We start from the raw sequence: 23391 nt of genomic DNA, 5'->3' as shown, positions 1-23391 counted from the left end.
AACCACGGGCAAAACTGTCCTAAGCTGTGCTTAGGGAAGATGCCTGTGAAATTTTATTCATGCAAAATCTAACCGTTTTTAATGTATGTTACGTATCACTCAGAACCAGTCTGGGGAGCAGGCAACACGGTATTTTAACGATGGACTTGCTCGTTCGGACTACTACGCAGGAAAAGAAGATATCACTGGCCAGTGGGGTGGTCTCGGTGCAAAGCAGCTCGGCCTAAACGGTAATGTGGAGAAGGAGCAGTTTCATAATTTATGTCACAATATCACGCCTGGTACTGGAAAAAAGCTGACCTCCCGTGATGTGTCCAAAAGAACTGTTGGTTACGATTTCACTTTTTCAGTGCCCAAGAGTGTATCGATTGTTCATTCGCAAACAAATGATCATGCGATCACTGATGCGCTAAATAACGCTGTCAACTACACGATGACCGAACTTGAGAAGTCCTCGGAGGCACGCGTTCGCAAGCAAGGTAAAGCGGAGAACAGAACGACAGGCAATCTCGTCTGGGCATCCTTTACGCACCGTGATGCACGGCCTGTTGATGGGTATCCCGATCCGCATCTTCATACGCACTGCTTTGTGTTCAATGCGACTTTTGACGAGAAGGAACAGGCCTGGAAGGCGGGTCAATTCCGAAATCTTAAAAGAAAGGCTCCATTTTATGAGACGCTTTTTCACAACCGGCTTGCCTACGAGCTCCAGAAAGCCGGATATCAGATTGAGCGGAACCGGAGTGATTTTGAACTTGCCGGGTTTGGACGGGAGACCATAGAAAAATTTTCTCGTCGAACCCTTGAAGTCAACGAGAAGGCAAAAGCGCTTGGTCTTGAAGCGGCGACGGGAAAAGACAAAGTGGGCGCTCGAACGCGGGCTAACAAGCGAACGGGGCTTACTCAGGAGGAGTTAAGAAAGGAATGGGTATCAAGACTTGATGAGCGCGAAGTTAAGCTCATTCATGAAGCAAAAAACAAAGGGAAGGCGGATAAGGAAACCGAAAAAGAAGCTGCTGGGAAGGCCGTCACTTACGCGATTGAGCATGTGCTGGAGCGAAAGTCAGTGATTGACCATGAGGAACTGATGCTCCTTGCGATGAAGCACTCAATGGGCAAGACAACCATGCCGCAAATCCAGCACGAGATTAATTCGCGTAAAGATCTTCTTTCAAAAGGAAGCGGGGCAGAGCGCGTCTTCACGAGCAAAGCTGCACTCGAAGAAGAACGCAAGCTTATCCAGGCGGCGCGGGCCGGGAAGGGACAGTTTCCGGCCATAGCAAAAGATTATGTCCCTCAGAACGAAATGCTCAATGAGGAACAGCGGGACGCTGTGCGTCACGTTTTGAGGTCCAGGGACCTTGTAACACTCGTGGTTGGCGGGGCAGGGACGGGCAAAACCTGGTCGATGAAAGAGATCGCGACCGCCGTTAAGGGAAAAAATCTTGGTTTGCATGCGTTTTCGCCGTCTGCGAGTGCATCGCGGGGCGTACAGCGTGATGAGGGATTTGAGAATGCAACGACGATTGCGGCGCTCCTGCAAAGCAAGCGCCTGCAAGAGGGTATCCAGAAAGGGGATATTGTCTGGCTTGACGAGGCGGGCTTGATTGGATGCGAGACCTTTAATGATGTCTTGACTGTGTGTAAGGAGAGAGACGCACGGCTGCTTTTATCGGGCGATACGCGGCAACACTCATCTGTTGCCCGCGGAGATGCTTTGCGCGTTCTGCAGAAATATGCTGGTGTGAAGCCCGCCTATATCAATAAAATTCAGCGCCAGAAAACAGAAGACTATAGGGCAGCTATTCGCGCTTTATCTGAAGGCCATATCAGCAAAGGTTACAGAATGCTTGAACGTATGGGGGCAATCAAGGAAAGTGAAACATTTGAAGAGGCGGTCGAGGCGATTTCTAAGGAATATGTTTCTGCGCGGCAAAAAAATGAGTCCGTTATGGTCGTCTCCACGACGCATAATCAGGGGAAGGCTCTGACGGAGGCCATCCGGCAAGGGCTCAAAGCGCAGAAAAAGCTTGGCAAGAGGGACCGCACCTTTGAAACGCAGAACCCGCTCTCATTCACTGAGGCGGAAAAGCGGGACATTGCAAACTATAAAAAGGGGATGTCCATCCAGTTTCATCAGAACGTCCAGGGCTTCAAACGGGGAGAGAAATACAATGTTGCAGGTGGTGACGGGAAGGGCAATATTCTTATTTCCGCGGAGGGCGTTCCCAAAATCCTGCCGCTACAAGAGCACAAAAAATACAGTATCTACGAAAAAACAAACACGGAGCTTGCGAAGGGGGATCTAATCCGGATTACGCAGAATGGCTTCTCTATTGAGAAAAAGCGCCTTAATAACGGCGCGATTCTGACGGTCTCAGGGTTTGACAAGCAAGGCAATATCCTTGCGAAAACAGATAAGAACGAGATCTGCCTTGACAAGAATTACCGGAATTTTACGCACGCTTATTATACAACTTCGCCAGCCTCGCAGGGGCGCAGCGTCAATAAGGTGCTGATTTTACAGACAGCGCAATCCGGCCTCTCCTCGAGTAAAGAACAGTTCTATGTCTCTGCATCACGTGGGAAGTTCGATATCGCAATTTTTACGGATGATAAGGAGTATTTGCTTAAATCCGTTGAGCGGAGCGCGGAGCGGTTATCTGCAACGGAATTGATGGAGGCGGCCAGGGAGAGAAACAGGATGTACGCGATCAAGGAACGCTTTCAGATATTCGGCGGAGCCCGTGAGAAAACAAGCTCTGTCTTTAATAATGTGCGTGGCCGCGCCCACGATACCGACATGGAAATGACCCGATAAACAGGATTATACAGCACATGGCAAATTCATTTTCAGACGACCGCCCATTGCCGCCCTCTTTACGGGCGGCACAATTTGATAAGAAAGCTTCGGGGGAGCCGCTAGCCCAAGGGGCTTCTGAACCGTCTATTTCCGGATGCTACGCCCTGTCCGAAAATGACGGACGGGCCTTTGGGTTCAGAATTTTCTTTGCGGATGGAACAATCTCAGGGATATTTTATCACGATGTTGTCTCGCCGATGAAGTTTGACGGGAGCGGAGAAATCATTATTAGCCTTGTCACTTTTCAGATCAGGATCACAGGACTTAATCTTCGCACCGTTTTTGACTGTTTTTTTGATCATCGTGTCTCTTGGATCAAGGAGCAAGACGCATCCTTTTTTCCGGCGAGTGATGAGCCAGTGATCGAAACGGTGAAGATTGAAGAGTACGGCGGGTGAGGTTAACGCTCCAGGGCGATATCTTTGTTATATTCCACTGTTGACTGGCCCTTGGCAAGATCGATCACGTGCGGCCTGTCAAAATCAGGGCGCAGATATTTCTCCCGCTCTATTTTTTGTTGCTGTGCCTCTTGGTCCTTCTGCTGTCTGAGGCGCTGCACTTCCGCGTCAGCTATGCCATAGACCGATTGCCGCGCCTCTAACCGATTATCGCGGGAGCCAAAGAATTTAAGCTCCAACGCTTTCTCAATTTTCTCCCGTTCCTGCTTTTTCTCCGACTCTTCCAGGTCTTGCCGGAGTTTTTTACGGATGAGTTCAGCTTTTCTGACATTCTCGTATTCTTTATCTGTACTGCCGAATGTCCTTTGTTTCATCCTGAGATTGCGGTTTGTCTGGGCCTTACGCAGCTCCTCTTTTTCCGCCTCTTTGCGGGCTTTTACCGCGTCTTTTTCATCAAGCGCCTTGTGGGCTTCGGCAAGTGCCGCCTGGTACTCGGATTCCCTTGAATCATACTCATCTTTATCCATAGCATTAAAATTTAGGGAAGGATCATCTTTCCCTAAATTTACAAAGAAAAAGTGAGAATTCAGGCCAAATTCGCGGTTTTATGCATACCAGGAACGATGTAAGGGCCTGCCATCATAACGATGTGCCGTGCAGTGCGAATTAATACTGACGGTGTTAAACCCGTCTGCTCTCTTCACAAAAGGAAGGCCAATTCGTCTTTCTGGGTCTGGCACGACGATATCAGACGCCCAGCTCGTCGTTTCCACTGTTTCCGCTCCGATTGCCTGTAGGAAAAGTGATTTTCCGGTAATGTCTGTTATGAGGTAGAAATCAATATTGGTCTGGTCATATCCCCATGACGTATAGAGGATATCGCCGATCTTCAGAGTGTGCGGCTTGTTTTTTTCTTCGCGGTACTCCTTTTTCCGCTCTTCTGTCGCACGGACAGAATTGATAAATCCCTGCTCATACTGCTCTTGCCTTTCGGCGGACTGGAAACGGTAATGCCATGAAGGTTTTTGCGCTCTGCCCTGGAAAGCAAGACCTATCGGGCTTCCATCTTTCTCATAACGGTAAATGATGGCGCTTGACTGATCATCAGCAAAATGAAGCTGGGCGTTTGCCGGAATGTAATTTTCTCTTATGCGTTTCATGTTTTTTCTCCTTTAAAATGAGAGTTGGGTGCGAATGCACCCTTGGCCCCGCCGAGGGTGGGGTAGCAAACGCAAGGGCTGTTTTTCGGAAATTTTGAAGCGAAGCATCCGCGAGGAATGCCCGGAAAGGGCAGGGGAAAATTTTTGAGAAACAGGAAGCGAAGCGCCTTTACCCTTGTGGCGCGAGGGCGAAGCCCTTAGGAAATCCTTTGGTGCAAACGGCTAGAATAGAGGTGGCGCGCTCTCACGATTTGAGAAAAGATGAAGCATGAACCAGCTAGCCCATGCTTCATTCAGTAGGATTTAGCTGTAAGAACTGTCTTTCGGAACTCTCAGGACAATCTTGCCGTCAAGAGGTGTACAGTCGAGATCAATCGTGAGACCTAAATTCCGGTCGTGATACCAGGCTGCCCCGATCCTGATCCAGTGATTGTCATTGTTGTCGCCTATTTGCTTGACTGTGAAGGCATGGAAATCAGGATTTTTAGTTTTTGGAGTTGTATCATTTGTCATTTTGAACTTTCCTTTCGTTTCATGTTTCTGACCACTCCGAAAGATGCTGTCCCGTTAAGTGCAGCAGTCAAATAAAGCGAAAGGCTGCTTGCAGCCGGTGAGGAACGAATGAGCATTTGACGGCAAACGGGGAGAGCATAAAACGGATGATCAGAACGATGATCGATAGGAACTGTTTAAATGGCGGATTAGTCAATTCCTGTAACAATCCCGTTCGCCACGCTTTTCTCCCCCGCGATTTGAAAATGATAATCTCCGATAATAGGAGGCCTCATATTGCAATGGTTTTTTGTTGACATAACTTTTCAGGTGACTATATATCTCCGCTAACGGATTTTACAGAAGGAGATCGCTGATGAGCGCACTGCCCAATAAAGATGGCATGACTGAGGAGTTTGAAAGAGTTGCCTCCCTGATGGATGTTGTCTTTATGATCGATAAAAATGCATTTGCCGAGGCTTTTGCGAGAAGTTCATTTCCAGACGGAGACGTACCGGTTAACTGGTTCAAGAATAAGCTTGATAAGGTCAATAACGACGCCCTCTCGCGCATCTTGGCAAAGCCAGACGTGGTCGAGCGGATGGTTTCGGGAGGCCAGCAGCCTTGGGTCATTTCAAAAATTGGGAAGATGAGTGATGAGCAGTTCATCCGCGTGATGTCACGGCCCGTTGTCGCCATCAATCTGCTAGGCGGCGGTGAAAAGATGTTTTTTGAACGCGCAAGCGGCCTTATCAATGATAAACTCACCAAGATATTATCATTGGATGGAGCGGTCAGGCTTTTTGTCGATCATCCAAAAGGGAATAAGGCGCTTGATCGCTTGGCGACACTGAAAGAAGATCAAATAACGCAGATCCTTAAAAAAAGAGATGCTGTCTGGGAACTTGCCCAGGCCGGTTATGGTGAATGGCTTGCATCCACCATTGATGCCCTGCCACAATTAAATCAGCGCAATATCCTCTGGGCACCGGCAGCAGCGGAGGGGCTCTTTGCTCATGGTCAGGCTGATTGGCTGAAAAAGAAGCTGGATAGCTTCAACTATGCGGATACACATAAAGTGATCTGGCATGGCCGTAAATCAAAGTATGATACTGTCGGTTTTATGAAGTTTGCAGGTGATATGCTCGAAGGTAAAGAGCCATACATGCGTCAGCCAAAGCCAGGCGTAAATTAGGTTAATTCACGTTAATGGCCGGACAAAGTGTGTCCGGCCTTTCGTTTTAACAAGTAAGTTATGCTATCCCGGCAATGTGTTCATCTTCTGAACGCCCTTTAGAGCTGGCTTTTGCTGCGGACTTCAGTTTCTGCGTTGCGGGATGTATTCCCTCATACATTCCGCTGCCATCGACGACACGCTGAATAGTATCCCTGTTGTTAAGCCGCAGGATCTGCGTTTGAAGTAGCATCGATATGCCGCCTGCCAGGAACAATGATGATAGTCCGGTCGACGCAAGCGTGAGATTGATAATTATTCCTATGCAAAATATCCAGACGGCTTCGATTGTCCAGATTACATATTTATCGACGGTCAATTTAAAAAGCCGCTTTCCTTCAAGATTGTCGAGAAAACCACATTTCCCTAGCGATGAAGAGCTGATCGGTACTTTGCGCATGTAGTAAACCTCAATGGCAATCAAATGGGCAAGCGCGACGATTGGGGCTGCGAGGCTCAAATAGTAGAGAAGCTGCAAAGCTGATGCTCCTGAGAGCGGATAGGGGCGATATGCCGTTAACTGCTCATAGAAGCTCATGTCAGTATCGAACGGTACAACGGAAGGTGCTGACATATATTCCAGCATGAAGAAAAGCCGGATCCAAATGAAGAGGAGCGGCACTGTAAAGAGGCGAATGAAGATCCGTACGACCGGATATTTCAGTTGAACACCCCAGGGTAAAAAATTATCAGCTCCAATCCTTGAGCGGCTCATAATCATTAAACTCAGCGCCGATAAGGTGAAGATGTAACGGAACACGATTTCCAATATCTTTTTCATAGGCTTACACAGATTTTAGAAGGCAATAGATCCTTTCCCGGTCAAAGCAGGACCGGTTAGTGAGGCGATGGCTTAGATTAAGCGGGAGGGGCGAAAGCCGATCAAATGCTCGTTGAGACTTTTACATCGGTTGCGCCATGATCGAGCAGATAGGCTTTCCAAAACGCTGTTGCTGCCAGGAACTGATCTTCCAGCTGCACCTTTGGCTGATGACAAATCTCGAACGAGACGTTATCAAGGCGAGGCATTTCACAATCGCTTTTCATCAGGCGTGAGATCTTCGCATAATTGCTTTTTGTAAATGAAGCGCTTGCCCCGGATGACGGGAATGCATATACGGGGCTTGCTTCCGTCATGTCAGAAATCAAGATCACGTTTCTTTTTACCGGCTTGCCTGATTGTGTTTGAAGCATCGCCTGCATAAAGTAGCACAGGCCAGCATTCGCTCGTGTCATCCTGTCTCTGGGTGCTTTTGACAGTGTTTCCGTGATGGCGGCTCGCACGGAATCCCCGAAGGCTTTAATCTCGGCAACGCGCTTATTTTCTGTTCGAAGAAAGTATGGCTCGCCGGGAGCCAAAGCAATCTTTCTGATTTTAGGGATCTTGGACTCTCCAAGCGAGCCGAGATACAGATTAATTCCATAGCGGCCGTTTCTTCTGCGATCCAGCTCCAGGATCTCATCGATTTTTGCGAAAACAGCTGTTGGGGAAGGCTTTTCAGCTCCACTGTTTGACGTTGAGGCATCGAAAACAAGAAAGATGTCCCGGTACTCGTCCTTGGCTACTGATTGGCAGTTAATCATAAAGAGGCTGACAATGATAATCACCGCAAGGGAAAACCATCGATCACGTCTTCCGGATGCGTACGAGAGCCGAAAATCGTACGATGCCTCAGTCCGCATGCTCTGAAAGATGGCGTCAAGCGTTTCAGATTTTGCCTCAATTTTTGCTCGCATCTCATTGATTTTTAATTTTTTCCTTGAGAGCTCTTCATTTTTAAGCAGTCCTCTGCGAATAGCTCTTCGTTGGCTCACTTTTAAAATGCCATCCCTCAATCCTTTCAGTCGTCCAATGGCTCTTCCTGTTCTAATGATCCGTTTTTCAAGGCTCTTTTTGCGGGCTAGCAGGTCTGCATAGGCGGAGCTTTTATGAGCATGATATGCGATAAGGGTTCCGAGAAGAAAGAATGAGACGTTGATCATCAGATATATGAGTGCATTCGCGTCATTCCACCTTATAAGTGCAAGTGCGGCAATCAAAAGAAGACCCGCCAGAATAGATAGGATCGCCAGGGCCGGATTTCGGTCTGCGAAAAACTGCGCGGAGATATGGGTGCTGACGGTCAGAAGGCATACAAGCACAGCTGAGAACAGGTAAAGCTCGATCGTGTTTCCCCATGTGCCGCTTGCTTCCAGAATTGGGGTTAAGATAAGTAATTCACCAATTCCAACGATCATGGACAATAGGAGTTTGCCCGCAGGCTTGCTCCATAGCCCGATACTGGTGGTTGCCTTCTTGCTTTCGAAGGTCCCGAGTTTTTCAATCACATCCAGCTCATTCAGCCGATATCCAGCCAGTCTTTGTTCTCGCCGCGTTATGCTGCTTTCAAGGAGTGAGATCGCAAAATCTTTCAGGGCGAAACGGTCACCATGATAGCTTTTGGAAATTTGCGAGCCGAGCGGATTGTCGTCAATTTCGCTCTCAACGTTTTCAAGCTGTGTTTCCAAGGCCTTGCTTATGACGGAAAGGTCAGTTTCAGCGCTTGTTTTCGTACGGTCTAAAAACGCATCGAGCTTTTGCTCCAGCAAGGGGAGTGTTTGCATCCCCATCATTCCCAGATGATAGGCATCGCTCCGGGCATTTTTTCGTTCTTTTTGAATGGAGCGCAGGTGACGTTGCCATTCATTCGGTTCGTCTTCCCTGTTTTGAAAAACATTCGGAAGCCTTGAAAGCGTGTTTTTCATTGTCTTGATGTTTAGGTCATTAAAAGAAGGGGCTTTGAAAAGTTCAATAATGGATTCAGATAGTTAAATCCATTCTTTTGAATGAATGTTTTAAATCGTTTCGCGAGAAAATTGAAATAAATACGATCTGTTTTGTAACTATGATTTTATATCTTCAGACCGAAATTTTACGCAGCGTTAATATTCCTTAGCTTCCTCATAAGTATGGTGAAAAAGAATGATGTCGGTTCGCTAATCAGAATTTTTGCGCTGATAGCGTAAATGTCAGAAGACAGATGAGCATGAAAAAATGCAAAAATTGCAGCGTCTTGCAATGTTAAACCGGCAATCAAATTTTTCACTATAACCCTCCCGAACGGGATCTTTTATGAGTAAAAAAATAGATGTAATTGCCTCACAATTCCTGGCCCGGTACCAGGTCCATCAATTGCGTATTTTTATCTGGGAGAATTGGGCTGTCCTGTTCGAATTGTTACCGCAAACGGAAATTAACGGTAAAACACCACGATCGAATAAAACGCATGATTTTATCTCAATCTACACAGTTCCGGAGGACGCTGGCGGCGCATCCCGATGGTCAAGAGTGCCGTTAAAAGAAAATGCTGGTATTCCTTTGAATGAACTTGTGTATATGCGTGATCATCCAACCGAAAAGGTAAGCGTTAATGCCGAGACAAATCCTATCAGCTCAGAGCAGATTTATGAACGGATTATTGATACAGCACTTAGGAACTTTAAGCGGGCGTTCCAGTGGAGCGATTCTGAGTTCATCTGGAAATTCGGTGTGCATTCTAAGAAAAGTTGGCCTCTCGTCAATCTTTTAAAGGCGGACTTGCTTGACGGTTTTGCGGGATCGTCCTGGTATTTATATAAATACAAGAAGTGGGCGGGTAAAGAGGGCGTGGAGAGAATGCTCCTTAAAATAGAGAAGACCAAAGATGATCTTGGATTTTATACAGCGACGATCGAGGGTGTTGGGCTGGATGAAGATGATTTTATGGAGCTGTTTGAGGGGCTGGTTACAGTTGATAATAAAGGCAGGACAGTGTTTTTGATGAAAGGGCTGAGCGGTGCATTTGCTAATCTCGTGCTCTTCACGGAGAATAGTAGTAGCTTTTCCAGCGCCGAGATTACGGTGGGGCACTTTTCCTACTTATCGACAAGCATGGATGTTCATAGAAATCTGACAAAATCGGTCGTTGTAACGAAACAAGATCCTTTGGCAGACCTTACTCCGAAGGCCTTAATCGTCAAGGATGACATCGAGAAGGAAAATGTCACACTGAGAGCAATTGCTTTTTATTTGGCTGAGAAAAAGTCAAGCCGCCTGAGCTCAATTCAGGAGCCTATCTATAGCGCTAAATACTTCACCCAGTGGGTTGAACGAAGAAATGATATTTCCTTCAGGGATGAGGATAAGGAGGAATAGGACTATAGCGATCGAGCGTTTCGGTTCAATGAAATCACGAAGCGCTCGATCATGATCCCTCATCGGCATTTCAGAAATGCACAGCACCCTGAAAGATTTTCATAAAATAATATCCGGCAACGAGCACGATCGCTATATAGATTGCAAGCTTGATCAAAAAAACGGTCATTCGCATAAGCATGTTGAAAACGCTGCCAGTCAGATAGGCGGCAATGAGGCTTGCGATGATCGACCCTGCTAAGCCAAAATATCGGTCAGTGTAGAGATACAAGCTGGTCAAGATGAAAGCGATAGCGGCAGCCCAGAAACTGAAATCAGGCGGACTTTCTGTATCACCTGGGGCGGCTGATTGCCTGCCGCCTGTAAACTGCTGAGTGCTCTGCCCAAGAAAATAGAGGTATCCGAGAGGCGATGGCAATGCTTGCGCGTTAGTACTATTGCGGCTTTGGACTGGTACCAGAGCCATAGACATCCTTAGGATATTTTCGAAATTTACGTTGATCATGGATTTACGGTTATGAAGGGGCCAAAACCGGCACTTTTGCGAATTTCGGGTATAGATATGTCAAGACGCGTTGAAAGTTTTGCTGCTTCTAGCCTTGGCAGCGAAATAGAGCGCAGTCCTAGGGTTCCAGCTTGCTCCAGGTGTAGTTTTTTGGCGGCACATAGGGCTTCAAGAGTGAAGCGATGCGGTTGAAATTGTTTTTGACGAGATGTAACGGAATCCGGAAAACAATGTATGTCGCATCATCCTGGCTTTCTGGAACAGTGTGAGAAACTGTCCCTTCTTTTGCATCCATTTCGCTCAGAAAAGGCAAATCCATTACCTTTTTGAATTCCAGTTTCAGGAGTTTTTTTCTCAATCCCGATAAAATTGCATCTTTGACAACATCGGATCAGGAGACGATAAAAGCGTACCTGAAGCGTGAAGCAGAAGAACGCTGGGCTGTTCTTGACCGCCATAAAAAGCACACATTTTCCTGTAAAATCGAAAACCTGATGCTGAATCTATGGATATAAAGGATGATACCTGTATTTGACAGGGGTAGCTGACAAATAATGGGAAGTCGTCAAAAGGAGCTCTAATAGAGATACTCTGTTCGAACGGTGAATTTTTGTTGACATAATACATTCTGTTTTGATAGCGTCCCAGCAGGTAAATCCATCCAGGAGAAGGAGATAGCAATGCCGGAAAATACAAATTTATGTAAGCTCATTAAGTTGATGACCATGATCGGTTGGATGGATGAGAGGGATAGCATTGGTTTTCGGGGAGGTATTCCTTTATCCGGGCTGCTTGATGTAACTAAAACACTTCACTCCCATGAGTGGGATGTTGAGAAGGCAAATAATATACTTACTCTTGAAGATGAAGATGAACGTCCTGAATTCAATATAGTCGCTGTTTTTGAGGCAGTTGGTGGAAAATATAAAGATTGGAAAGACGACGTTGAAGTGGCATATCAACTTTTGTTTGATGAAAAAGGAGAGGAGAAAGAAGGCGTTGCTTCAGAGAATGATAACAAAAATTTGTCAAAAGTCATAAAGTATCTTTGTCTGACCCAGCCGACAGCCAAAAAAATCACTATGAGTGATTTGTTAAAATCTATCGCGGCCCTTCATACAAATGATTGGAATGTAGAAGAAACTGTCAAAAATTGCGGGAAAAGGAATATTCGCTCCCGGTTCAACATAGTTGCCTTAGCCGACGCCATAGGTGGCTATAAAGCGAACGGTCAAGGGCAGGGTGGAATGAAATCTGCTTGGGAGGGGTACAATCTGTTCTTTGAGGACAATGGAGAGGACAGGAAAGATTTAATTATTTCAAAGCCATTACCTTCCCCGGAAGCCCCATAGGGTATTTTTTCGCCTGCTTCCCAATGTCAATTTTACATCATGTAAAATCAGATACGGTATCCATTTATACCCCCGTAGGATTTGAGATTTTTTTTGAACGATAGAGAACGAAAAAAATAAACAACAGGATCCGGGCAAACAAGGCGAGGCGTAGTTACATGATTTTTATATTGATTTTGCAGGGAAGATAAAAACGCAGCAGGTAATTATTCCTGTTTTAGAAGTTAGTTAGCAATACCGATAGAGCTACCCCGGCCCGCTCTTAGGATTACGAATCAGTGTCTGGGCTCTTTTACCCGAAGCAGATTTGGCAAGAGCATCTGCTTTTTATGTATCGAATCCCATCCTGAATTTCAAAATCCGTTCATCTAGTCCTTTGTTTATTGGAGCTTCCGGAGCATTGCCCTTCGCAAGAATTATTGCCTTTTGTTCAAAGGTAAGAGCATCAAGTTTTTGGTTAAGCCATTCTGCTCGTACATGATTGTAAGCAAAGCGTTTAACGCTGTTTTCGGTGCAAAAAATCTTTACGAACTGGTCGTGACTGACCCGCTCCAATTGCTCTAAAATCTGTTTGCCGCTCATAGATCTGCAAATTGCAAACTTGGCCGATAAAATTTGCGTCACCTGATCTTCATTCAATTTTTGAAGGGTATCTTCCAGCCATCGCTTTTGGCCGGCAGAGACCAATTTATAAACCGTATAGTCTGTTGAAAGCACCTGCGCTTTTTGCTCATCTGATAGTCGATCAAGGGTGTGTACTAGCCATTTAGCCAGTTTGTGGTCGGCGAGATCGTGTGCGGCATCTGGAACGGAAAGAATTTGCGTGACCTGATGATTTTCCAGGCAGTCGAGCTTTTTGGCAACCCACCCGGCGTACCAATTTTTTGTTAATTCAGATACTACCTCATGGGCTGACAGAAGTTTTGTCAGGTGATCAGGCTCTTTAAGAGCATCTACTTTATGAATGAACCAATTGAAATAACTGCTTCGCATAATATTTTTGGCCGTATCATCCAATGATAAGGCATGTACAAATAATTTTTCATCAATACGAGACAACGCCTCCAAAAATGAAACAACTTTATCAATATCCTTAACAAAGTCTTTGAAGAACGCTCTGCGGTTGAACATAGCTTCTATATGAGCCGGGCCTTTTTCGGCGACATAACCGGTAAGTATGTTAAAGACCGGTGCGACATTCTTTGGTTTCATCTTCCCTGATTCCTGCGTTTCGAAGTTCTGATGCGGAACCATAGTTATGTCCCCATATTATGTCAATGATTATTTTAAGCCTGAAAAGAAAGAACAGGTGCGTTCAAACAACTGAGGGTTTTTGAGCCGTTTGCATTTGTAGAATTGGAATGGCTTTTGGCAGTTTTACCATAGCGGCACTATTCAGAAGGACAGGGCTGAGGGGCTTCCGGGCTTATTCTGCTGGTAAAAGGCAGCGTCCTCAGAAATAACTTTGTCCTGCTATCCTTGATTCCTATCTTTAAGGACCGAGTATTGGTAGATTGGATTTGTGATGGCGCGTACTGAGACTGAAGTATTTCCGTCGCTTCGTCCCAGACCCGCTGATAATCTTCCGGCTTATATTTTTTATAAAATTCCACGCCGAGATTACAAACCTTATTATATTTCTGGCGAAGCCGTTCTGTTTTCAGCTCTAATAATCGGATGCGAAACTCGTAGTAATCGTGGAGAGCCATGTCATCCTTAGTGGCAACCCTTTCTTTTTTTTCGACGGGTGTATTTTCTTCCTGGGGGTAAGCAAACAGCAGATGATAATCCGCGAATTCACTATTAAGGAAGGTTACAGGGTCTGTTTCATACCAGGTCGATATTTTTTGAAATTCTTCAGGCCGGCATTCTTCGTAGGTGTCACTAAGCCAGACGATAAGATTGCAGCATTCATCTTCCAAAGCCACAGCGTCATTATGTAGATGCTCAATACGCTCCAGATAATAGCATATGAGTGGATCTTTTTTCAGTGTAGGCCATAAACTTATATTGTCTTTATTCACCAGCTTCCCCGCAAGTATCTCTTCTATGTTACGGAGAATAGCTTAAATAATAATTTACATAACAAATGTTTTGTGGGTATGACGGACGAAGCATAGGGCGGTTGGAAAACATCGATTGCATCTACAGAGCGCGTCCGAGATATTCATTGTGAGAAATATGTGTGTTCCAATGCATATTAATCTTTACTTTTTTATGGTGAATATTTTATATGTGCACAGTAAAGCTTTTACCTGAGTAACTCCCTGAGCGCCCCCTGCATTCCCCCATGATTGAGAAGGGGGCGTTCTTTTAATAGCCAAATGAATGCTTTTGAAATCTCATTTGGCTTTTCTGATCAAGTTGATATTCAAAACATTGAAGTGATATGAGCTTACGGCATCGACAGGATGTTTGTATTTACATAATATTAACATGTCGCGTGTATTCTTTATTTACATAACCATGTCAAATGGAGAATCAAGGGTGGGAAGTCTCGGCATTAACCTAAGTGAACAGTGGGGAGCTGTCGCCGGTATGGTAAATGATCCTGGCATGGAGGCTGATGCCTCACTAGCACGTGATAGGAAAAAACGGAAAGATCAGTATGAGATTGATCTTGATCTTCGCCGTGGCGTGAAATCGAACGGTGCCCGCAACGATGTTCAAGGCAATGGAAATCAGAAGAGCTCATCTGCGTTGATGCAAGATGCTTTGCGGCAACAGATGCTTCGCCTTCAAATCAACGGAAAAGAATTCAATATCAGTATCGGCCAGCTTGATGAAGATGCAAAAGATCGTCTTAAAAACTTGGACAAAGAAGCCGAAGAGTTGCAGGCCAAAGGAGATACCAAAGGCTACGAAAAGAAAGTCAAGGCAAAAACAGCATGGCAGGAATATACTTGGCTTCGCGAAAATGGAGGCTCTCCATCTCAGCTTCGGGAGGCCATGGACAATGTTATTAAGTATGATGAGAAGTACGCAGAGTCACTAATTCAGCGAGAAAATGATAAGAATTTGAAAGCTTCTTCAATAAAGGGAGGTGACAAATACGACATGACTGCGCGGAATGACTTTAATAAAGTGGCCCTGAGTAAGTCGGAAACCTCTATTTACGCGTTGCTACAGGCTGACGAACCATATTCTAAAGATCTGGCTGAAAAAGCGCAAAAACACCTCGAAAAGGGTGAAGATGCTGGTTACCGGTCAACCATGAACACTGCCGGTGAGTGGAACCAGGCAAAATCAACATTCAGTGATCCCCAGGATTTGCAGGCAGAAGCAAATGTCCGCCTTGGTCAAGCAACAGAAAAATTGGTAGAGCCTTCTCAGCGGACAGATCAGCCCAATACCGAAGGGGCTGCAAGCAATTCTGCCCCTTCCAAGGTATTTAGCTTTTAATTTGGAGCATTGACTGCGAGGGTTCCATCACTCTTTGTCTTGACAGAAGCGAGTTCCCCACCGGGAAGGACTTTAGTAAAGTAAGGATTAATGCTTGGGAATCGCCCGTCTAAGCGATAACAAGCTCCGTTTTTTGTCGACTCATACACGCTTACTGTGTACTTGTCCTTTAATTCTGTTCTGTTGGAAACATCAACGAGTTCAATTCTCGACACAAGGATATCGACGTACCCCCAAAGTTTGCCGTCATTGCCCCAGATTTCACCAGACATAACAGGTGCTGCACCTCTTTTGGTTGCGGCTTCCAGCCATTCGTCACGGGTCATAACATCTTTAATGCCTTGCTTTCCAAGCTCGTCCGCATCTTTTTGTGCAAGGGCTTGATCGAAAGGGCGTTTGGGGAGATCCTTAAAGCTATGACTTTTGGTTGCGTCATAAAGTTTTACATTCTTAATGACGCGAGAAATGGTCATGGCATCAGACTGACCGAGGGTTTTATTTCCATCGGTCATATAGCCATATTTGAGATCATCAGTGAGGGCGATATAACGCTCTTGGTAAATTCCTCTCAGGCCATCAAAACCAATCGTGGCATCATATTTCATGAAAGGCTTTAAGCCTTCCTTATCAATAACTGACCCAACAACGTCACGAGGACCTGTTACGCCCGCTTTCAATTTTTGGGCGGCAGCGTTAAACGGAGAGAATGCCATTGCCGCGGCAAGGCTGGCCGTTGCGAGAAAATTTCTGGCAGAAGAATTAAAAATAGTCCCTGTATGCATGGATGTTTCCCCACACTTGTTCTTAATGATGAAAGATATAACCATAATTTTTGATGATTTGAAAGAATAATTTTTTACGTTAAACCTGGTGTAACTTTTCGCTCGCCTTAGACGCTGTATAGAATTTAACGAAACGAGGTTTTAGCCCCTAATTGGTGGGGTTGGTCACGCCTCAATATTTTAAAGGTTGTAAGTCTTTGTGATTGACCGAAAGACGATTACAAGTGCTCCGAAAAAGAAAAGGCCTGCAACGACGTCAAGTGCATTGAAATCCGGGTGCTTACCAAAATGCAGGATATCCATTTGCACCATAATAAAATAAAGGGACATTACAGGTATTCCCCATTTGAGCGCGTTCCGGTTTTTCTCTTTCTGATCGGGTGTCAGATCCCCGGTGTCATGCTCATCAACCAAAGTGTTTTCTGAGGTATTGGGGGCACCGCAATGGATGCATTTGTTGGCTCTGCGAGAAATAGCTTTCCCGCAATCGGTACATTCGGTGAGGGTTGCATTCATAGCTTTTAAAAATATGAGTTAATTCAGGTTACGTATTCACTTCTTCCAGCCGTTTAAGTAGTTTGTGAACGGTGTTAATGTGCCATTTCCCATGTTTTTGAAAGGTTTTTACATTCCTTTTGTTCAGTTCCTCGGAAATTGCACGCACGGTGTTAATACCATCTGCTTTCAGCTCTTTTATAAGGGGACGTAGTGATGCTGCGTATTCTTCGGCCACTTGTCTGTTTCTGGGAGCAAGCACGTCACGTCCATATTTTCCGAGCACGACGCCTCGCCGTTTAGCCGCTGCCAGTGCGTCTGTTGTCCGCTGGCTTATATCTCTTCGCTCTTTCTCTGCAACTGCTGCCAGAATGTGCAGTGTAAATTTTTCAGCATAAGGATTATCAACGATCTTAAAATCAACACCTGCTTCCATAAGGGCGGATATAAATGCAACCCTGCGGCTTAGCCGATCAAGTTTTGCTATGAGCAGCGTTGCATTTTCATGCTCGCATTCTCGAATTGCTTTTGTTAAACCGCTTCTCGTATTTCTTTTTCCCGATTGCGCCTCGACGACTTCTTTTAGTAACGAGTAGTCATTCGTGTTGGCGAACTGTGTAACTGACTGCCGCTGAGCTTCTAATCCCAGTCCGCTTCGGCCCTGCCTCTCAGTTGATACTCGATAATAGGCGATCGCTCTTTTCATTGTTACACACTTTTTCTTTTGCACAGAGCAAGTTTTGTTCATGGGTAAACCAACGTTTACCTTTGTACAGAATTTGCTTTGTACGATGGGTTGGACGGCTTGGAAGATATAGCGAGATGGCTTGCTAGGCGCAAGTGTTAGATGATCAACGGCACCCATTTTGTTCATTGGTAAACGTTGGTTTACATCAGAACAAATTTTCTACTGGAATTTTCCATTTGATGGCCATCAGCAACTTTTAAGGAGATCTAAATGTGCTATAAGCAAATTAGACGCTAAATATTAGATGGTATGATTTATATGACAGAATTTATTTCATGGGCAACCGAATTTGATTTATACAAAGGTGAGTTGAACTGGCAAGACTTGCCTTTATCTGATCGTATGACAATTGTTAGATATGAGTTAGATGGCTCTCCAGAAGGACTGAATATTGAAAAATATGTCATGGGCACTAAGCTAAGGCGTATCCAATTTGATGGACTAAGAACCGTTATAATTCGGATTGCACTGGCTTTGGAGGATGTATTAGGAGTTCGTTTTGGGATCGATGGAAAATCAAAATACTCTTTAATTTTACCATATATACAAGAAACATCACTTGGTCATGAATTGGCCACGCTATACAAAGGCACTGCTAATGAACGAACAAATTATCGCATGGGTGAGCTTGAGTTTTTAGCGCAAATTGGTTCCACTCCCAGCCCACTAGACAATTTATCAGAACTGCCTAAACACCTTCAGCTTCAGGGTATACTAGAACTTTTAAAACCCATTACAGGTCCAAAATTGGGACTGCAAAAAGGATCAGTAATTTCAAAGCAAAAAGAAACTCTTTTAGCAATGGAGTATAAAGCGTTACAAGAATTGTCGCACATTAATCGCCCCCAAGAAGAAAAAGGGCTTCATGAGTTTCTTATAAGTATTAATTTGAAAATACTTGAGAAATTAGAGCCCTTAGGGCCGAATGTCATTGCTGAAGTTGAGGAGGATGGAGAATTTGATGCCGCCCTTCTAGAACTATACCGATCAGCATACAGAAAGTGCTTCAACTGGGATAAAAATGCCAAAGAAGAAGTCGCGAATTCATTGATAAATATAGTTGTACCTTTTTATATTGCACATAAAGGCGACAGAATTCGATGCTTAGAGAAAATCGAAGTCCTTACGAAAGAATTTGATACATTTCACGAGACTAAACCTCAAACGAGGGCTTCATCATCAACGACAATATCATGGTGGAAAGAAAAATTCTCTACAAAGGCTAGGCGCGAGACGCTTGTTCATGGCGTTGTCGGAGCTTTTTTAGGCCTTATTGGTTTCGGTTTTGCTATCAATGACAATGGTAGAATGGAGTTTTCTTTGTTGTTTGGGGAAGGAGGCATCATAGCGGCGTTATTAATATGGGCTGGGATTGCTCTGGCGATCAGAAGCATTCTTATTTTATTAACGCCATATGAGGAATGGCTAAATGCGAAATAGTAACCCTAATTCTTACGATATATAAAAGCTTTGGTGCTTCGCTTTTGTTATTCAACTGCAATACCTTGAACAAATATTTGAAAATTTAGAAACAACGACCCACGGATGTTCGGACCGGTCTGTTCATCACGAAGGTTATTCCTGATTATATCCGCTCTCACAGGGGGCATAGTTTGCGATAAAATCTCAGCAGGACGGATACAACGAGAGCTTCAACTGGCGGCTCAGAGAAGGAAGCATGTGATGTTGAACTGACCGTGCAAGCCGCGAGCCTTTTTAGAGCTAGATCAGCTCTGTTTTTGCTTTCTAAATATATTGAAGGAGATAGCCTTTTTCTCGATGTCAATCTTTCAACAAATAAATTGGAAGTTGGAGAGGCTCGATTCTATAAAGAAGGTGGAAATTAAATTGAGGTTCTTAAAAGCTACTTAGGGTTGGACCGGAGTTAGATTATGTAAAATATTAACCGGCATTAATTAAATAAGATAATTTACTATTGCAATCCCCGCTATATTATAAAGTACTTATATACGAACTGATTGTGGGGGTTTCGGATGCCATATTCAAATTTATCAAGTCAATTTAAGGTTGTGCCTAGTGTAACTGACGAACTGCTTCATAGAGCAGAGGCTGCTCGCAGATTAAATATCTCTCCCGGTACGCTTGCAGTTTGGCAATGTCAGGGTGACTATGATCTTCCATGTACAAAGATCAAGGGTCGCAGCTACTACAAGAAATCAAGTTTAATCCGTGATTTTTTGAAGTCCGACAAAATGGACTTGCTAGAGGAGCCTCTTCTGACGCGAGAAGAGGCGGCCAGTTACCTAGAAAAGTCTGCCGGAACACTCGCTGTGTGGGACTGCACAAAACGGCATAATCTTCATCCTATAAAGGTCGGGCATTGCGTGCGATATAGCCGCCGTTATCTCAATTGCTTTCTTTTTCGCCAGCTTGAAGGAAAAAGCTTAGCAGGAAGATAGTACACTTCCCTTTTCTCTCACCACTCACGAATTTAAGGAGCGTTCAATGAACATTGAAAAGGCGCGTCGTATAGACATGCGCGAAATCCTGAATAAGATTGGTTACAAGCCGCAAAGAACGACGGAATCTGCTGCCTGGTTTTACTCACCTTTCCGAAATGAACGGACACCGTCATTCAAGGTAAATATAAAAGACAATCTCTGGTACGACTTTGGCGAAGGGCAGGGTGGTGATACCATACGATTTGTTTGTGAATATTTGCGGCATACCGGAGTGAGCTATGCCATTCCGGACGCACTACGCTGGATGAGAAATATGCTTTCTGCGGATCTTCTCATCCGTGATTTGCCACCACCTAGCAACGACAAGTCACCAGTGCTTGTCTTGAAAGAGGTCAAGCCGTTGGTGCATAGGGGACTTCTAACCTACTTAGAGAGCAGGGGAATACCAAGGGCCGTCGCGCAAAGCTATCTCAGAGAAGTGTATGTCCAGAATATTGAAACGCAAAAGGAGTACTTTGCGGCCGGTTTTAAAAATGAGGAGGGGGGTTATGATTTCCGTAGCCCATTCTTCAAGGGGTGCGTAAAGACGAAGGCTGTATCGTTTATACGGGGCGCGGTTTACGGGCACGGCGGAATTCATGTTTTCGAAGGGTTCATGGATTTTTTATCGGTGATATCAAAACGAGGAGGGAAACCTCTTGAAGATGATGCGATCATTTTAAATTCTGTCTACACATTAAAGGAAGCAACCGGCTATATCAAAAACTATGGCTATCGCCATGCCTTCACTTGGCTTGATAATGACCAAGCTGGAAAAAAAGCGAAGTCAGTGCTTGCTGATTTTCTATCTGCGGAGAACGTTTTTCATCAGCCAATGAACTACCAGTACGAGCCGCATAAGGACGTGAATGAAGCGCACGTCAATAATGCGCTGAATGTTAGCCTGCCGACTACACCTAAGCTTCTCTAATCATCAATCATTTCACCTATTCGCAAATGGGGCCAGCAGGCCGCATTAGGGATTTTTATTGTCTAGTCCATGGAAAGGAACAAGCATGAACGCAACAGCACCAATCGCAAATGACAACCCAAGCCGCCGAGACCTCTATCAAGATGTAACAACAACAATCATAAGACAGCTGGAAGCGGGCACAGTTCCTTGGCAGCAGCCTTGGAAAAGTAAGGGTGGGAAAAGGGCTTTGTCAATTCCGCGCAACCGGGCAACCGGAAAGTTCTATCGGGGAATTAATATTCTGCTCCTTTGGTCCATGGCTTTGCAAAAGGATTTCGAGACAAATGATTGGGGCTCATTCAAACAGTGGGCTCAGAAGGGCGAGTTCGTGCGAAAGGGCGAGAAGGGAAGCTTGGTCGTATATTACGATACGTTCGAGAAAGACGTAGATGGCGAGGTTAAAAAAATACCATTTCTCAAATCTTCGATTGTTTTTAATAGGTGCCAACTAGCGAGTTATATTGCAGAAGCAGAAGAGATAGCAGAAGCTCAGCCAATTGTTGAACGCATTTCCGCAGTGGAGGGGTTTGTGGCTGCAACTGGCGCGCGTATCGAGCACGGAGGAGATAAAGCCTGCTATATCCCATCGGCTGATAAGATATGTATGCCTCCTCCCGAAGCCTTTAAGATTGTAGATGGCTGCAGTGCATCAGAGCATTACTATTCCACACTGAATCACGAGCTTGTGCACTGGAGTGGAAGTCCGAAACGGCTTGACCGTACTAAGGGAAAAAGGTTTGGCGATAACGCCTATGCAACGGAAGAACTCGTGGCTGAACTTGGTGCTGCTTTTCTATCAGCGAGCTTTGGCTTGAATACTGTCGATAAGGGAAGCCATGCTAATTACCTGTCACACTGGATAGATGTTCTTCAACAGGACAAATTTTGCATTTTTGTCGCTGCAAGCGAAGCGACAAAAGCCGTTGAATATTTGAATAGTCTTCAGCCTGCTTAGCAACTTCCCAATTTAGGAGAAAACATCTATGAAACTTGCTTATTCAATTCAAGAAGCCTCAGAAATGGCGGGGCTAGGAAAGACAAAGCTCTATCAACATATCAATGAAGGAAGGCTGTCAGCACGCAAGATTGGACGGCGCACACTGATTCTTGCCGAAGATTTGTTGAGTTTTCTACAGGGTCTCGAAAAATATTGATTTAGATTTAGAAAAGCTGCCGTCGCAAACAGGCAGCTTTTTTCTTGATTTAGTTTTTTTCAGTCCCGCTCAGTTTTCGCTGATTTCACTGACGAAAGGAAGATAATATCGGGTATGTCTTAATTTACCTGTTTTTTTCAAAGCCCCCAATTCCACCATCTCAGAGAGATCTCTTGTAGCTGTCGCCCTGGATGTCCCGGCAATGCGAATGTAATTTTCTGCACTCAGGCCACCTTTAAATCCGTCCAGTCCCTCCCGGAATAGCCGCAACGCGACTTTGTTCTGCCGATCGTTCAGTTTGCCGCCGTATTTTTCGAAATAACGTGCCTTGTCCACGATAAAAGCAATCATTTTTTGTACGTAAAGCTGTGCCTCTAGGATTTTTTCAGAGAAGTAGACGAGCCACTCTGTGATATCAAGGGATTTATTGGCCAGCTCTAAGGCCGAATAATATGCTTTTTTGTCTCTTTCGATGATTGTTGACAATGATGTGATCAGTGATTGCGGGCCTCTCATAGCTAAGGATTTTTCAGCAATGGTACGTCCTATCCGACCATTGCCATCTTCAAATGGGTGGATTAGCTCAAAGTATAAATGAGCTATACCGGCGTGGACGACTGTTGGCATTTCTTCGCGAGATGCTTTGTTAAACCAATCGAGGTATCTTGTCATCTCTTCTGGTATGCGTGATGACGGTGGCGCTTCATAGAATACTTTTGGCATATCTAGTCGCCCCGAGACAATCTGCATAGGTTCAGAATGTGTGCGGTAGCTGCCTACGGTTTCTAGGTCAATCCTGCCATTCATGATCATACTATGCCACGAGAAAAGACGTTCTTCGGTAAGTGGTTCCGCATAGCTTCGGTATAAATCGACCATCATTTGAGAGGCTCCTATTTCTTTCGGGCCAGATCTTCTTCCATCCGTTTGGAGTCCTAAATGTTTACGGATTGAGGACTGCACAGAATCCCTGTCTAAAATCTCTCCTTCGATTTTTGACGTGTCGAGAGCTTCATTACTTAACAAAGAAACGCGCAGCTCATTGATCTCATCAGGCGAGATTGCAGTCATTGAACCAATGATTAATCCAGTATTTCGATGAAATTCTCGCTCAAAAGCACTAAAACGCGTCGCGTCAAATGTGAACTTTGGCCAGTCCGGTAATTCCCAAATCCATCTCATGAGTTATAGTTCCTT

At 44.9% G+C, this 23391-nt stretch carries 23 protein-coding genes; 10 read left to right on the top strand and 13 right to left on the bottom strand.

The annotated features are described in order from the left end of the window. Positions 1-85: 85 nt before the first annotated feature. Together mobF and AC1XUF_RS12810 are read left to right on the top strand one after the other, a co-directional pair. The gene (gene mobF / locus AC1XUF_RS12815; protein ID WP_483342196.1) at positions 86-2821 is read left to right on the top strand and encodes a MobF family relaxase; all 2736 of its coding nucleotides are present in this window, start codon (positions 86-88) and stop codon (positions 2819-2821) included. 17 nt (positions 2822-2838) lie between these two features. Continuing rightward, the gene (locus tag AC1XUF_RS12810) at positions 2839-3261 is read left to right on the top strand and encodes a hypothetical protein (RefSeq protein ID WP_483342195.1); all 423 of its coding nucleotides are present in this window, start codon (positions 2839-2841) and stop codon (positions 3259-3261) included. A 2-nt stretch (positions 3262-3263) separates the two neighbouring features. On the opposite strand, the gene AC1XUF_RS12805 is transcribed toward AC1XUF_RS12810, so the two are convergent. The 3 genes from AC1XUF_RS12805 to AC1XUF_RS12795 all read right to left on the bottom strand — a co-directional run bounded on the left by AC1XUF_RS12805 (position 3264) and on the right by AC1XUF_RS12795 (position 4934). After that, a complete protein-coding gene (locus AC1XUF_RS12805) occupies positions 3264-3788 on the bottom strand; it encodes a hypothetical protein (protein ID WP_483342194.1) in 525 nt (174 codons plus the stop codon). Positions 3789-3866: 78 nt separating this feature from the next. Beyond that, on the bottom strand, positions 3867-4421 hold the full coding sequence (locus AC1XUF_RS12800; protein ID WP_483342193.1) for a hypothetical protein: 555 nt from the start codon (positions 4419-4421) through the stop codon (positions 3867-3869). Positions 4422-4724: 303 nt separating this feature from the next. Beyond that, entirely contained in the window at positions 4725-4934 is a 210-nt protein-coding gene (locus AC1XUF_RS12795; RefSeq protein WP_483342192.1) for a hypothetical protein, read from the bottom strand. A gap of 355 nt (positions 4935-5289) precedes the next feature. On the opposite strand from AC1XUF_RS12795, the gene AC1XUF_RS12790 reads away from it, so the two are divergent. Further along, complete coding sequence (locus tag AC1XUF_RS12790; RefSeq protein WP_483342191.1) at positions 5290-6108, top strand: hypothetical protein; 819 nt, start codon at positions 5290-5292, stop codon at positions 6106-6108. A 58-nt stretch (positions 6109-6166) separates the two neighbouring features. Here the strand turns inward: AC1XUF_RS12790 and AC1XUF_RS12785 are convergent, their stop codons facing one another. After that, positions 6167-6928, bottom strand: a complete 762-nt coding sequence (locus tag AC1XUF_RS12785) for a hypothetical protein (RefSeq protein WP_483342190.1) — start codon at positions 6926-6928, stop codon at positions 6167-6169. Between the two features lie 101 nt (positions 6929-7029). Then, the gene (locus AC1XUF_RS12780) at positions 7030-8892 is read right to left on the bottom strand and encodes a hypothetical protein (protein ID WP_483342189.1); all 1863 of its coding nucleotides are present in this window, start codon (positions 8890-8892) and stop codon (positions 7030-7032) included. A 367-nt stretch (positions 8893-9259) separates the two neighbouring features. On the opposite strand from AC1XUF_RS12780, the gene AC1XUF_RS12775 reads away from it, so the two are divergent. After that, positions 9260-10321 (top strand): hypothetical protein, encoded by a 1062-nt coding sequence (locus AC1XUF_RS12775; RefSeq protein WP_483342188.1) that lies wholly within the window; start codon positions 9260-9262, stop codon positions 10319-10321. A 70-nt stretch (positions 10322-10391) separates the two neighbouring features. Here AC1XUF_RS12775 and AC1XUF_RS12770 read toward each other — a convergent pair whose 3' ends face one another. Further along, positions 10392-10826, bottom strand: a complete 435-nt coding sequence (locus tag AC1XUF_RS12770; protein ID WP_483342187.1) for a hypothetical protein — start codon at positions 10824-10826, stop codon at positions 10392-10394. Between the two features lie 118 nt (positions 10827-10944). Continuing rightward, a complete protein-coding gene (locus AC1XUF_RS12765) occupies positions 10945-11184 on the bottom strand; it encodes a hypothetical protein (RefSeq protein WP_483342186.1) in 240 nt (79 codons plus the stop codon). 322 nt (positions 11185-11506) lie between these two features. Between AC1XUF_RS12765 and AC1XUF_RS12760 the strand changes: the two genes are divergently transcribed. Then, positions 11507-12178, top strand: coding sequence for a hypothetical protein (locus AC1XUF_RS12760; RefSeq protein ID WP_483342185.1), 672 nt, complete (start codon positions 11507-11509; stop codon positions 12176-12178). Between the two features lie 327 nt (positions 12179-12505). Here AC1XUF_RS12760 and AC1XUF_RS12755 read toward each other — a convergent pair whose 3' ends face one another. Beyond that, on the bottom strand, positions 12506-13432 hold the full coding sequence (locus AC1XUF_RS12755; RefSeq protein ID WP_483342184.1) for a hypothetical protein: 927 nt from the start codon (positions 13430-13432) through the stop codon (positions 12506-12508). A gap of 137 nt (positions 13433-13569) precedes the next feature. Then, positions 13570-14106 (bottom strand): hypothetical protein, encoded by a 537-nt coding sequence (locus AC1XUF_RS12750; RefSeq protein WP_483342183.1) that lies wholly within the window; start codon positions 14104-14106, stop codon positions 13570-13572. A 538-nt stretch (positions 14107-14644) separates the two neighbouring features. Here AC1XUF_RS12750 and AC1XUF_RS12745 point away from each other — a divergent pair. Beyond that, positions 14645-15580 (top strand): hypothetical protein, encoded by a 936-nt coding sequence (locus tag AC1XUF_RS12745; RefSeq protein WP_483342182.1) that lies wholly within the window; start codon positions 14645-14647, stop codon positions 15578-15580. On the opposite strand, the gene AC1XUF_RS12740 is transcribed toward AC1XUF_RS12745, so the two are convergent. The 3 genes from AC1XUF_RS12740 to AC1XUF_RS12730 all read right to left on the bottom strand — a co-directional run bounded on the left by AC1XUF_RS12740 (position 15577) and on the right by AC1XUF_RS12730 (position 17731). Continuing rightward, positions 15577-16407, bottom strand: coding sequence for a hypothetical protein (locus AC1XUF_RS12740; RefSeq protein WP_483342181.1), 831 nt, complete (start codon positions 16405-16407; stop codon positions 15577-15579). The genes AC1XUF_RS12745 and AC1XUF_RS12740 overlap by 4 nt on opposite strands. A gap of 135 nt (positions 16408-16542) precedes the next feature. Beyond that, positions 16543-16878, bottom strand: a complete 336-nt coding sequence (locus AC1XUF_RS12735) for a hypothetical protein (protein WP_483342180.1) — start codon at positions 16876-16878, stop codon at positions 16543-16545. A gap of 28 nt (positions 16879-16906) precedes the next feature. Continuing rightward, positions 16907-17731 carry a recombinase family protein gene (locus tag AC1XUF_RS12730; RefSeq protein WP_483342179.1) on the bottom strand — a complete coding sequence of 275 codons (825 nt, stop codon included), beginning with the start codon at positions 17729-17731 and terminating at the stop codon, positions 16907-16909. A 123-nt stretch (positions 17732-17854) separates the two neighbouring features. Between AC1XUF_RS12730 and AC1XUF_RS12725 the strand changes: the two genes are divergently transcribed. The 4 genes from AC1XUF_RS12725 to AC1XUF_RS12710 all read left to right on the top strand — a co-directional run bounded on the left by AC1XUF_RS12725 (position 17855) and on the right by AC1XUF_RS12710 (position 22194). Next, positions 17855-19045: a hypothetical protein gene (locus AC1XUF_RS12725; RefSeq protein ID WP_483342178.1), complete on the top strand. Its 1191-nt coding sequence runs from the start codon at positions 17855-17857 to the stop codon at positions 19043-19045. A gap of 1026 nt (positions 19046-20071) precedes the next feature. Next, positions 20072-20998, top strand: coding sequence for a toprim domain-containing protein (locus AC1XUF_RS12720; protein ID WP_483342177.1), 927 nt, complete (start codon positions 20072-20074; stop codon positions 20996-20998). 85 nt (positions 20999-21083) lie between these two features. Continuing rightward, the gene (locus tag AC1XUF_RS12715; protein WP_483342176.1) at positions 21084-21995 is read left to right on the top strand and encodes an ArdC family protein; all 912 of its coding nucleotides are present in this window, start codon (positions 21084-21086) and stop codon (positions 21993-21995) included. 28 nt (positions 21996-22023) lie between these two features. Beyond that, positions 22024-22194, top strand: coding sequence for a helix-turn-helix domain-containing protein (locus AC1XUF_RS12710; protein ID WP_483342175.1), 171 nt, complete (start codon positions 22024-22026; stop codon positions 22192-22194). Between the two features lie 69 nt (positions 22195-22263). On the opposite strand, the gene AC1XUF_RS12705 is transcribed toward AC1XUF_RS12710, so the two are convergent. Next, a complete protein-coding gene (locus tag AC1XUF_RS12705; protein ID WP_483342174.1) occupies positions 22264-23376 on the bottom strand; it encodes a Fic family protein in 1113 nt (370 codons plus the stop codon). Between the last annotated feature and the right edge of the window lie 15 nt (positions 23377-23391).

The sequence above is a fragment of the Dyadobacter sp. HNCC25DJ185 genome, assembly GCF_056895195.1.
Note: the sequence above shows the minus strand (reverse complement) of the source record. Positions and strands in the feature narration are given on the sequence as shown.

Bases quoted from the DNA above. Each gene is read 5' to 3' on its own strand.
- AC1XUF_RS12730 (WP_483342179.1), bottom strand. From the start codon at position 17,731: ATGAACAAAATGGGTGCCGTTGATCATCTAACACTTGCGCCTAGCAAG.
- AC1XUF_RS12705 (WP_483342174.1), bottom strand. From the start codon at position 23,376: ATGAGATGGATTTGGGAATTACCGGACTGGCCAAAGTTCACATTTGAC.
- AC1XUF_RS12745 (WP_483342182.1), top strand. From the start codon at position 14,645: ATGTCAAATGGAGAATCAAGGGTGGGAAGTCTCGGCATTAACCTAAGT.
- AC1XUF_RS12725 (WP_483342178.1), top strand. From the start codon at position 17,855: ATGATTTATATGACAGAATTTATTTCATGGGCAACCGAATTTGATTTA.
- AC1XUF_RS12775 (WP_483342188.1), top strand. From the start codon at position 9,260: ATGAGTAAAAAAATAGATGTAATTGCCTCACAATTCCTGGCCCGGTAC.
- AC1XUF_RS12760 (WP_483342185.1), top strand. From the start codon at position 11,507: ATGCCGGAAAATACAAATTTATGTAAGCTCATTAAGTTGATGACCATG.
- AC1XUF_RS12795 (WP_483342192.1), bottom strand. From the start codon at position 4,934: ATGACAAATGATACAACTCCAAAAACTAAAAATCCTGATTTCCATGCC.
- AC1XUF_RS12805 (WP_483342194.1), bottom strand. From the start codon at position 3,788: ATGGATAAAGATGAGTATGATTCAAGGGAATCCGAGTACCAGGCGGCA.
- AC1XUF_RS12740 (WP_483342181.1), bottom strand. From the start codon at position 16,407: ATGGTTATATCTTTCATCATTAAGAACAAGTGTGGGGAAACATCCATG.
- AC1XUF_RS12735 (WP_483342180.1), bottom strand. From the start codon at position 16,878: ATGAATGCAACCCTCACCGAATGTACCGATTGCGGGAAAGCTATTTCT.
- AC1XUF_RS12780 (WP_483342189.1), bottom strand. From the start codon at position 8,892: ATGAAAAACACGCTTTCAAGGCTTCCGAATGTTTTTCAAAACAGGGAA.
- AC1XUF_RS12715 (WP_483342176.1), top strand. From the start codon at position 21,084: ATGAACGCAACAGCACCAATCGCAAATGACAACCCAAGCCGCCGAGAC.
- AC1XUF_RS12755 (WP_483342184.1), bottom strand. From the start codon at position 13,432: ATGGTTCCGCATCAGAACTTCGAAACGCAGGAATCAGGGAAGATGAAA.
- AC1XUF_RS12800 (WP_483342193.1), bottom strand. From the start codon at position 4,421: ATGAAACGCATAAGAGAAAATTACATTCCGGCAAACGCCCAGCTTCAT.
- AC1XUF_RS12790 (WP_483342191.1), top strand. From the start codon at position 5,290: ATGAGCGCACTGCCCAATAAAGATGGCATGACTGAGGAGTTTGAAAGA.
- AC1XUF_RS12785 (WP_483342190.1), bottom strand. From the start codon at position 6,928: ATGAAAAAGATATTGGAAATCGTGTTCCGTTACATCTTCACCTTATCG.
- mobF (WP_483342196.1), top strand. From the start codon at position 86: ATGTTACGTATCACTCAGAACCAGTCTGGGGAGCAGGCAACACGGTAT.
- AC1XUF_RS12710 (WP_483342175.1), top strand. From the start codon at position 22,024: ATGAAACTTGCTTATTCAATTCAAGAAGCCTCAGAAATGGCGGGGCTA.
- AC1XUF_RS12720 (WP_483342177.1), top strand. From the start codon at position 20,072: ATGAACATTGAAAAGGCGCGTCGTATAGACATGCGCGAAATCCTGAAT.
- AC1XUF_RS12770 (WP_483342187.1), bottom strand. From the start codon at position 10,826: ATGATCAACGTAAATTTCGAAAATATCCTAAGGATGTCTATGGCTCTG.
- AC1XUF_RS12810 (WP_483342195.1), top strand. From the start codon at position 2,839: ATGGCAAATTCATTTTCAGACGACCGCCCATTGCCGCCCTCTTTACGG.